At 40.2% G+C, this 11,450-nt stretch carries 7 protein-coding genes; all 7 read right to left on the bottom strand.

Features of this window, described 5'->3' with window-relative positions; all coding sequences use genetic code 11:
• Nucleotides 1–15: 15 nt before the first annotated feature.
• Nucleotides 16–2,739 (bottom strand): TerB N-terminal domain-containing protein, encoded by a 2,724-nt coding sequence (locus tag AC1D7X_RS05590; RefSeq protein WP_495474824.1) that lies wholly within the window; start codon nt 2,737–2,739, stop codon nt 16–18.
• 33 nt (nt 2,740–2,772) lie between these two features.
• Entirely contained in the window at nt 2,773–3,570 is a 798-nt protein-coding gene (locus tag AC1D7X_RS05585) for a sulfite exporter TauE/SafE family protein (RefSeq protein WP_495474823.1), read from the bottom strand.
• A 551-nt stretch (nt 3,571–4,121) separates the two neighbouring features.
• On the bottom strand, nt 4,122–5,723 hold the full coding sequence (locus AC1D7X_RS05580) for a response regulator (protein ID WP_495455806.1): 1,602 nt from the start codon (nt 5,721–5,723) through the stop codon (nt 4,122–4,124).
• Nucleotides 5,695–7,611 carry a sensor histidine kinase gene (locus AC1D7X_RS05575; RefSeq protein ID WP_495455805.1) on the bottom strand — a complete coding sequence of 639 codons (1,917 nt, stop codon included), beginning with the start codon at nt 7,609–7,611 and terminating at the stop codon, nt 5,695–5,697. Before AC1D7X_RS05575 ends, AC1D7X_RS05580 begins: the two co-directional genes overlap by 29 nt.
• Nucleotides 7,612–7,690: 79 nt before the next feature.
• On the bottom strand, nt 7,691–9,361 hold the full coding sequence (locus AC1D7X_RS05570) for an extracellular solute-binding protein (RefSeq protein ID WP_495474822.1): 1,671 nt from the start codon (nt 9,359–9,361) through the stop codon (nt 7,691–7,693).
• 98 nt (nt 9,362–9,459) lie between these two features.
• Nucleotides 9,460–10,350, bottom strand: coding sequence for a carbohydrate ABC transporter permease (locus AC1D7X_RS05565; RefSeq protein ID WP_495455803.1), 891 nt, complete (start codon nt 10,348–10,350; stop codon nt 9,460–9,462).
• A gap of 19 nt (nt 10,351–10,369) precedes the next feature.
• Entirely contained in the window at nt 10,370–11,332 is a 963-nt protein-coding gene (locus AC1D7X_RS05560) for an ABC transporter permease (protein WP_495455802.1), read from the bottom strand.
• Nucleotides 11,333–11,450 lie beyond the last annotated feature (118 nt).

The following is an 11,450-nucleotide window of genomic DNA, read 5'->3' as shown; positions in this document are numbered from 1 at the left end:
ACCTCTTTCCTCTTCTCAAGAAACTACCTTCGTCAATTGCGCCAACATAGGCATATATTCTTCGACCAATTGATCACCATCTATAATTAAGTCGCCTAGGGTATCCATCGCGATCTCGTTAATGTCATCTAACAGTAATTCTGGCATGGTCCCCGCTTCATTAGCTATATCCTGTAGTCCCAACAGACCTAATCCTTCTTTGAGAACATATAATGCTTCTAACATCTGTGCACTCAGTGCCCCTACAAATTCCACCCACTCATCAGGTAATCCTGTGACATCCCATGTTACGAGGACCTTGGCTAGCTTATCATCAGGTTCTTCTACATCATCTATGTCATCTTGCGATGAGAGAGTCACTTGGTGTTCTTCCTCATATTCGTCGTGTACAGCCTTATCTTCAAGAGCGGTCTCTTCATCAATATTTACGGTAAGAATATCTCGAACGAAATCCGAATCTTGTTGCAATTGTGCTAGTCTGTCTTCATCGATGACAACAGCCGGACCTGTCCGTTGTTGTACAGGCGTTGTATTGAACATACGATCGATATAGCGAGATATGAGTGTCTCAATCTCAGGCTCAAGTTCAATGCCTCGAAGTCTTCCTTTGAAGTTTAATTTCTCTCGAAGTTTATTCTCCGTTAATCGAAGCAATTGTGTTGAGAACTCTCTCAGAGGGGTATGCTTACTGATTCTCGATACCGTTATTAGAATGGATCTCCCATATTGGGAATCATCATACGTCGCGCTTTGGAAAAGAGGTCTTTCCCTCTCCGTTGGTGGTCCGGGATAGAACATCTCAATTAGGCGTAACCCTTGTTGTTTCGTCAGATAGGCATCTACCAGTGCAAACACTTTGGGGGCATATTCCATAAGAGACTTATCTCCACCCTCCATGTAGAACTTGCTCTTCGACACATCCACATCTGATAATTGCATCAATAGAGGAAACGGAATATCTAATGGTTCTGTTCGGAACCGGTACATTAATTCCAACTCCAATACGTCCCCTGTTAGCTCATTAGGTGCATGACGGAATACTTCATGAAGGGACACGGATAACTGATTCACTAGAGCAAAATCCGTAATCCAATCTAACATGTAAGGTGTAAGTTTACTATAACGCTCACGATAGGCCATCCACAGATCAACCATACGTTGATAACCTTCTAGCGGTTCCTTCCAACCGATTCCGTTAATCAATTCATATACGTATAGAAAAATATACGAAAGACTTGTATCAGGATACCGTTGCTCTCTCACTTCACCTCTCCAATAGAAATACCATCGAGATTGCGAACCTGTCATGCTATCATACGTAGGCCAGTAGTTCATAAAAGGTACAAACGTAGCGGATGGTTCTATTTTCTCCTCAAACAATTTCGCTCTTTTCGTGAAGCGATGTTCATACGACGTATTGGATTCCCAAGTGGGAATTGTCGTTATAGAAGAGACGTTCATAATGGACGACCTTGGTTCTCGTGGAAAAAGAGACTCTATTTCAGCATGACGCTTATCCTCTGAAGAGGCGTCCCCTGCGCTTCCGTTTGTAGGGATGCTCTCACCATTCGGAGCTAATGATGTTCCTTGTGATTGCATAGCATGATCATATGAATCCTGCTCAGGTAATGGTGATGGAGTGAATCCCTTAGAATCGGATTGTTCGCGCAATTCTCTACGGGGTATTGGAGTCCCTATCTCTCCACGTTCTCCCTCTAGCTCCATCTCTGTCATATGAAGAGATGGTGATTCCGCAACCATTGGAGGCCGTACCATCCTCCTATAGGGCCGTGGTAATTCTTTTTTAGGATTCTTGGGATGATAGATCACATATTGAGAGACGGTATAATCATTTATTTTCAGCAAATTCATATGAGTCGTAGAGACATAGGCTTGTGCAATATAGTCTTCTTCCGCATAGATTGCGAGCTTTAGCCGCGACTTCATTTTCTTCAATTGTTTAAATATTTGAGTTGTGCTACTCTTCGTTAAGTCGTCGGGTTCAAGCATGATGATAATATCAAACGACATCGTCTGCATCTGGTGTTGCTTAGCTACATTAGGCGTTGCAATCATGATCCCACTTTGAAGAATCTCCTGGAACATCTGTTGCTTCCCACCTGCGGTAAGCCACATAGCATCCAGTTGAATCCAACTCTCTTTTAGCTTGTCCAATAAAACCTTCTTACCTATCACAAGAATCTTCGTTTCTGGATAACTCTTTAGCATATCATTCATAAATAACCGTATTTCCTCTGCATAATTGAGAGCTCCACCCCGAGCCCCACCGTTCAAGCCCCACTTAGCTAGAAACTTCAAATGCTCGTAAACAGGATAAGTCCCTCCATAGGGCCAATCTAGTTCAGGAAATGCGATCCGATTCCATGCTCCCTGCATCCTCTCGCTTCCACGAGATATAATCTCTAATGGAGTGAGTTGATAGGGTCTATCTAACACCGCGCCATGTATGGTTCGCCCCATAGGTCCAACACCGGCTTGTCTCAATGTATCAACAGATATATAACCATCAAGAACAGGTACAAGGGAACTGTCTGACTTGACACTCCGTGAGACTTCAGCAGCTTTAAGGCGTTTAGATTCTACCGTTAATACAGGAATGGCATAGGCTTGACCTACACCGTTTCTTACTTCTGTATATCCTTCAAGTACAAGCTCAGCCTCGTGATACGTTGAGCCACTCTTTGTAAGTAGTTGTTCGTTGTCCTGTTTGTCATTCATACAAGCTCTCCTTTCCCTAATCCTCTTTATAACTTATAGAATAGACATCCATACTTTCACAGCCGTCAATGATATTAAAATAACCAACGCATATCGTAAATACTTCACATTCATTTTACCACTGATACGCGATCCCAGTGGGGCTCCTAATACACTACCTATAACCGTAAAAAGGGTCGGCATAATGGGAATAGGCCCTCCCGTTATTTTTCCAACAACGCCACCTATGGCGGAAATAAATACGATAGCTAGAGATGAGGCAATGGTTGTTCTTGTTGGAATTTTTAAAACCTTTAACATGATTGGAATGAGAATAAAACCTCCACCAGCACCCACAATTCCAGATACGATCCCGGTCAAAAAGGCAGCAATGATCGCAATCATTCTATTAAAGATGATTTCACTCGAATCCTCTTGTTGTTTGCCTTTATTCGGAATGACCATAAGCACAACAGCAATAACTGCTAATACACCGTAGAGGACATTAATCGTATCTCCAACTAGAAACCTAGAAACATGCGCTCCTATTAGACTACCCAACATAATACTTATCCCCATATTTAGGACAAGTCCTTTATGAATTAATGAAGGATTATTGCTTTTCTTACTCTTCGCTTTATAGGCTAGAACACCTGATAATGACGCAAAGAATACTTGAAACATACTTATCCCAGATACCTCTTGTGCCGTAAAGTCAGCGGCACCAAGGCTTGAAGGAATAAAAAGTAACATGGGGTAATTAATGATGGCCCCACCGATTCCTAATAATCCTGAGAAGAAAGATCCGACAAAACCAAGAATAACCATAATCATTGAAAGAACAACATCCATTGTAATCACCCTTACGTCAGCTAGCTCAAATGAATGGCGCCTTAATTCCATGGAGCATCGCAATATAATCTGATTACCCCCTATACATCAGGCAACCGTGAAGGTATAATAAAACCAAGTAAATTAATGTGAATTAGGTGGTTAATGTGCTAGATAAGTTGAAGGGCTTTTTTCAAAGCAGATGCCCCAAGTGTAATGAATTGCTATCCAACGAGAATACTAGCATATGCTTGATAAAAACTTGTCCCCAAGGACACTATAAAGAAGAAACCTACCATTCCCTTGGCGTTAAAATTATTTACGACTCTTCCGAAAATCGTTAAATCATATATTGAATTTCTTTTGAGAGTACCCGGTTGTATGTTAATCCTTGTGTTGCCTACTGTCAAGGTACACCAAGCCTAAACGTTTCTTCGCCGTCCTTTAGCGGCGAAGAAACGTTTAGCGTTGAAATATAAGCCTATTTATAAGCAGAAATTCTTATATTCTAAGAAAAAGCCGAGATGAGCTATTCATCTCGGCTTTATTTGTATGATTAGAGCATAGATCCTCTAATTAGTACCGCTAGACTCATCCCTGTATCGCTCGTCGGCTTGTATCTTTAGACGATACTCATGAGGAGAGACTCCTTCTAGTTCTTTAAATACACGAGAGAATTGCTTACTGTTCTCAAATCCAACGGACTCCCCGATCATGGCTAATTTAATTGGACTCTTCAGCAATAACTCCTTAGCTTTTCGAATCCGTACTTTTTTCAAATATAGAACAAAGTTCTCACCGGTATATGCTTTAAAAGCCTCACTAAAATAAGAGTAACTTAAAGATACATGATTGCTTACACTTGCCATATTCAATGAACGGAAATAGTGTTCTTCTATATAGGCAACGGCTTCTTTCATATCCCCATGTTCTGTATAGGCCGATCGAACTTGTGCAACATAGTCACTCACACTACGGAGTAAATGTTCCAATTTACGATAGTAATCATGGAAGCTCTGGAAGTTAAACATATTACCTACCTTCTTGTATAACTTAAGTACTTCTACAGAAGACTCTCCGTATACAAGGAATACCTCATCCAGTACTTGCTCATTCACAAGTCTACTAACTCGCTCTAAATAGGAGATATCCATTTGTTGCAGCTGTTCAATATGAAATATAGAGCCTAAGAGAAGTAGCATTTCTCTCTCACGATCTGTACCTAGCATATTAGCCAATTTACGGATCTCTTCCGAGGGCAGCGGGAAATTTCGACGTTCCTCCCGAACGGCTTCATATTCAATGAAATACGTTTGTGGATAGAGAAATGTATATTGTAAAGCTCGTAGTGCTTCCTCATATTGCTGGCTAATATTCGATAACTGATCGCAAGCCATGCTAATGCCCATGCGAAAACCATGCCAGCCCTTGTCTTCAGCCTGTCGTGCTAACTCTTGAAACCAACTTTTCGGACTCCCAATTAGAACTAGTTTGCCTTCATAGTCGGATGTCATAGCTTCTAATTTGCCTTCCAAAGAACCAGACAGACGTTCTACTAGACTCTGTAGCTCACTTAGAGACATCCTAGACCCATCATCATATTGAAAATTCACAACGGCAACTGTAAATGGCTTCTTGAAATGTTGGAATCCAATCTCACCACTGTATTTCTCCAACTCATCTTCAGATAATTGACTCTGATGAAGCGCTAATTGCTGTATGCGGTTAGAACGAATTCCCTTGTGGACCACTTCACTGATCTCTTCGCGTTGCCGATCAATTGCTTCTTGTGTCGTTAAATCCTTCTCAATACGTTTCAATAAATCGAACAATTCCTCACGACGGATAGGCTTCAACAAGTAATCTTTCACCTTATATTTAATCGCTGTCTTCGCATATTCGAAATCATCAAAACCACTGAGAATAACAACAGCCGTTCCTTCGCCTTGCGTCCCCGTTGCTAATTCTTCAATAAGACGGATCCCGTCCATAACAGGCATTCTTATATCCGTGATCACGATATCAGCACCTGTCTCCCGATAATGATCCAGTGCAGTCTGACCGTTACTCGCCATGTGAATACAATACATCTCTGGGAATTCTCGCTCAATCATCGTCTTCAATCCATAGCGAATATTCTTCTCATCATCTACGATCAGTAGTGTTCGCTTCATCAGTACTTCCTCCTGTCAATAATACTCTAGGTAAAGTAATTAGTACCTTGGTAAAAACGCCCTCTACACTTGATATCTCCAATCCATATTCCTTTCCATAGAAAAGTTGGATCCTCTGATGTACATTGTGTAATCCTATCCCTACAACAGCTCTAACATCACCTTGTCGGTCTCGATCTGAGGCATTCCAATTATTGAATTTATCCCCTTGAATTCTTTTATTAAGCTCAATCAGTTGGTCACTTCTCATGCCATCTCCGTTGTCCATAATGGTTATACAGAAATGATCATTCACCATCTCAACTAAAATATGAATTTTCTTGTCCGTCTCTTCATCACTTGAATCGGACCACCCATGCTTAACACAATTCTCTACGATGGGTTGAAGTGACATCTTCAATACCTCTAATTCCATGTATTGAGCTGAAATATCCATAACTAGCGAAATCGGCTCTTCAAAACGAATATTCATGACTTCAATATAGTTCTGAATATGTCTAATTTCATCCTTTAATTTGACATACTCTCCCGACCATTTGAAGTTATAGCGCATCATTCCACCCAGTGATGTCAGTGCATCAGATATCGTTCGATTGTTATCTATTTCCGCCAGCATTTTAATATTCTCTAACGTATTATAAAGAAAGTGTGAATCAATTTGATTATGTAACGTACGTAGCTCTGCTTCTTTGGTCAGCGCCTGCTTACGAACAGCAACTGCAACAAGTTCATTGATCTTAGACATCAATTTATTGAAGTGATGGGCCAGTTCGCCAATCTCTCCACCCCCGCGAATCGAAACCCCTTTATAGAGTTCGCCACGACGTGCCTGTTTCATCGCCTCCGTGAGTCTTACTAAATCCTTCAGAATAATAGCATTTAATATATACGCGATCACCGTGAATAACACGACAAATAAAATGTTTGTTCCAATCGTTTTATTACGGATAACGGATATATCCTTTAACACACTCTCCATAGAGACGACATTTAGTAAGTAGGCATCCATCCGCTCAATAGGGACTTGGATGAACAAGAACGATTTACCGTTCTCCTGGTATTGGGTGTCCCATACTCCCCCTTGTCGAAGAGTAGCGAAACGATCCTGAATAGCCTTATTCATCTCTTTATTATCCTGAAGTAAGGAATCCGTTTGCCTTGTAAATATGTGCATTTGACTATCTATAAGAAACAATTGCGATTGTTCATCCTGTATGCTTGAGAACGTCCTAGGTGAGAAATTAGATAACAACATATCCACTTGAATAATGCCTGAATGGACACCGGTGATGAAGTTGATTTCTGTAAACAAAGAAACTTTAGGATTTTTCTCTGCTATAGAGCCTTCCATCACATCGAGGTCATAGTCTTGGAAATACCACATCTGCTTCGTCCCGAGATTATAGGCCTCTTTATACCATGGTTCCTGCTTAATTCTATCTTCCCGAAAAATAATGGGCCAAATTTCATGTACATATTCACTATCCGAGAACATACGTAAGTGCTCAATATTAGGATTGTTAAATTGTATACGTGTCAGATTAAAAAACGCATTCGTATTAAACTCCACGAGGTCCTTTAACTGAGGTTCAGTTTCGCTCGTTAAATAATTCTCGACAGCTTTATCAGACATGGCAAGCTGAGCTGAACGCTCCATCGATTCAACCTGATTCAGAATCTGTAGTTTCTCCATTTCAAGCAGATTAGCATTTTTACTCATGGTATCTTTGATATACGTTTCATTGATAGCATCAAAGGAATTAGTAGAGACAATTAAACTGGGCACCAAAATAATAATGATATATGCCGATATAAGGCGACTCTGTAATGATCTACGATCCCACCAATACATCAGCGATTCTAGATATTTCGATGTCCACTTCATCATCGCAAGCACTCTCCATTCTCGTTGAAACAGCCCCGATACCCATAAATTTATGGTTATCGGGGCTCTATTACCTATTTAATTATTTCAAGAATTCTGCTAGTTTACTTACGTTTTCTTCATATTTAGCTTGTTGGTATGATGTTACTTGATCTAAACCGTCTTTTTTACGTTTTTCTTGATACTCATTCCAAATAGTATCAAACTCCGCATCCGATTCTGCCATTAGTAATTTAGGAAGTGTTTTACCAAACTGCTGTCCAAGCTTCGTATTAATGATACCCTCTGGAGAGTTTCCTGTTGGATTCAATAATTCGAATTCAGATGCACTCACTGTCTTCCCTCTCGTCCAATCTTGGATAGATTTGAACGGTTCTACTGCTTTCGGTGCCCATTGATCTGTCATGTTCGTATTCATCAGCATCCAGAACGTGTGTGATCCCCCATACTGCTTATCGAATGCAGCCCGGTCTGAATTCAACAATGCTAAAGCTTCAGGTTTAAACTGATCTACTCCATCAATAGTATCATAAGTGAAACCCTTTTCACCTAAGAATAAATCTTTATTTCCTTCTTCACTATTCAAATAACTCATGAACCGAATAGCACGTGCTTTGTCTTTCACATTCTTAGAAATTAAGGTTACCGTCCACCCTGAAATACCAGGACCATCAAGTGTAGGTGCATCTAGATTACTGTTAGCTGGTCCATCAATAGCGATATAGACCGAATTCGGATCGTTTGCATAAAGCGTACTTAATTGTGCTTCCATATCTTTATATTGATAGATCATTGCAAAATAACGACCTTGTGCAAGTTTCTCTTCCATTTGCGGACGTTTGTCAATGAATACGTCTTTAGCAAGTAGACCTTCTTCATTCACTTGACGGATAGTTTTAAGCCATTTCACGTATTCAGGATCTGTAGAGCGATCATAATACTTACCGTCTTTGGCTTTTGGAATGGCTAACAAATTCTGAATATATCCTTCCAGTGAGTAGTTACCTGTATCTGTAAACTCGTGTAAACCAAGTGGGATCAACGGCTGTCCGTTAACCGTTCCAAATTTCTCTTTAGCCATTTGTAGCGCTTTCAAGAAACCTTCTGGTGTTCTCATATCTGGTTTACCAAGAGCTTCGTACATGTCTTTACGCACTAGGAACGTTTGGTTAGAAGTATACGCATCTCCATATTGTTCATAATCTTTGGGAGAAGATGAAGCGTTGGGATATGCATATACATTACCATCAGGCTTTGTATACCATGATAACTTCGCTGCATCAGATGACGTAAAGAAGTATGGATCATACTCATCAGCCAGTTTATTTAGTGGAAGTACCATTTCACCATCGATCATTTTTTGGATGGCATCTTCGCCTTTATCTAACGTGATGAAATCGGGAAGATTACCAGAAGCGATTAATGTATTCAACTTCTCCTTCTCATTACCTGCTGGAATGATAAAGTTAATATCTACGCCTGTTTTCTTCGTAATATATTGTGACGTAGGATCTACGCCCCATTTATTCGCAAACCAAGAAAAGTTCAAGTACCAATCAAATGTAATGGGGGAAATATCTTCTTTCCAACCCGGTTGATCTGCTGTTAACTTAACAACTGGCGTTTCTTCGGCTTTGTTATTAGCAGCTTTATCCTTCTCGTTATTCGTACCAGAGGAACAAGCCGCTGTAGAAACGACCACAACTAGCGCTACAAGCGATAACAAGCTACGCTTTACATGCTTCATGTTCATTTTCTTACCCCTTTTCAATGATAGTTAGTGTATCACATTGTATATAACAACCCTTATCGCCTAGGCGGTAAGAGGGAATACCTCATTTAAGCTGTCCATTAACCCTTGACTGAACCAATCATCATACCCTTAACAAAGTACTTTTGTAAGAACGGATAAACGAAGACAATCGGAAGTGTTGTGACAACCATGGTTGCGAGTTTGATCGATTGAGATGTCACGGTCTTGGTGCTCGCAGTTCCCTGCACAGCAGTCATCATTTGATTAGAACTGGATTGCGCAACGACTCGGTATAAATACGTCTGAATCGGTTGTAAATCCGTGTTATTGATATAAATCATTCCTGTAAAATAGTCATTCCACTGAAATACACCGTGAAATAACGCGATCGTCGCAACAGCAGGCATGGATACCGGAATAACGATTCTCAGAAAGATAGACCAGTCATGCGCCCCATCAATTTTAGCAGCCTCCTCCAATGCTTCCGGAATTTCACGAAAGAACGTCATAAAGATAATAAGATCGAAGAAACTGAACATAAACGGAATAATATACACAATAAAGTTATCAAGTAAATGAAGATCTTTAATCAGTAGGAATGTTGGAATCAGTCCACCCCCAAAGAATAAGGTCACAGTCCCCATCAGAATATATATTTTTCCTCCGATGAGTTCCCTGCGTGAGAGAGCATACGCCACCATTGCCGTAAAGAATACATGCGCTACAGTACCGATTAACGTCTTAGCTACTGTAATGCCCATGGCCGTCATAATACCTGGACTATCAAATACCGCTTTAAAATTCTCTAAGCTGAACATTCTCGGCCACCAGTAGATTCCACCACGCATCGCATCATTACCATTATTAAAAGCGTTGACCAATACGTACCATATCGGGTATAAGGTCACGAAACAGATGAGAAGCATACCGATGGTGTTGATAAGATCGAATAGGGCCTCACTTTTCGTTTTGCGCTGAAGATTAAACATGTGTATGAGCCTCCTTATTCTAAAACAGCGACGTATCGTTGAGTTTTTTAGTTATTTTATTTGTGATAAGTAGGAGCATTAGTGCAATGACTGACTTAAGTAAGTTAATAGCTGTAGAATATGAATACCGCCCGGAAAGAATTCCCGTTTGATAAACATAGTAATCAATAACATTACTTGCACTGTCATTAAGAGAGTTACGTAAGACTAGGACCTGATCGAAATTGGTGTTAAGTACACCACTGACGGCCAGAATGAATAGAATACTAATCGTAGATTTAATTGACGGCAGTGTAATATACCACATTTTCTGAAAGCGTCCTGCACCATCAATTGTTGCTGCCTCATACATTTCAGGCGATACACTCGAGATCGCTGCCAGATAAATGATCGCAGACCACCCTAATTCCTTCCACAAATCTGATGAAATAATGATCGTCCAGAAATAACTTGGTTCAGCCAGATATGTAATTGGCTCTTTAATAACATGAAGTGTGAGTAATATATTATTGATAATTCCAACGTCTGCTAGCCAAGTTGCTAGAATGCCTCCTAATACAACCCATGAGAGAAAGTGAGGCAGATAAGAAATCGTCTGAACAAATTTTTTGAATCTAATGGATCGTATTTCATTAAGGAAAAGAGCAAATATAATCGGTAGTGGGAAGCCAATTAATAACTTAAAAAAACTGATTCCCAGCGTATTCTTGATGACGTCCACTAGAATATCATCCTCAAGGAATTCTCTGAAATGCTCTAACCCCACCCAAGGTGCTTCGGATATCGTGCGTATAATGTCAAACTCTTTAAATGCAATGATTACACTCGACATTGGAATGTAGTTGAATATAATCATCCATACCACACCAAGTAGAGCCATGGTCTGGAGATGTCTCTGGGAGTATAATTTCTTCAACCATTTACGTCGTGTTGAGGGCTCATTTACTGGCGTCTCTCTGTTTATAGTAGGTTTCATTTCCATGACTTCGACCTCCATGCTGATTCTTATCTCTCTATTGAAAACACTTACATTTACTACTTTAATAGTACGTCCTTTTTCTTATAGACATAAGGCTTCATATTTCGTATTTAGGGTCTCA

This window comes from Paenibacillus sp. Y568, assembly GCF_059445545.1.
The sequence above is the reverse complement of the archived record's forward strand: the minus strand, read 5'-3'. Positions and strand labels throughout refer to the sequence as shown.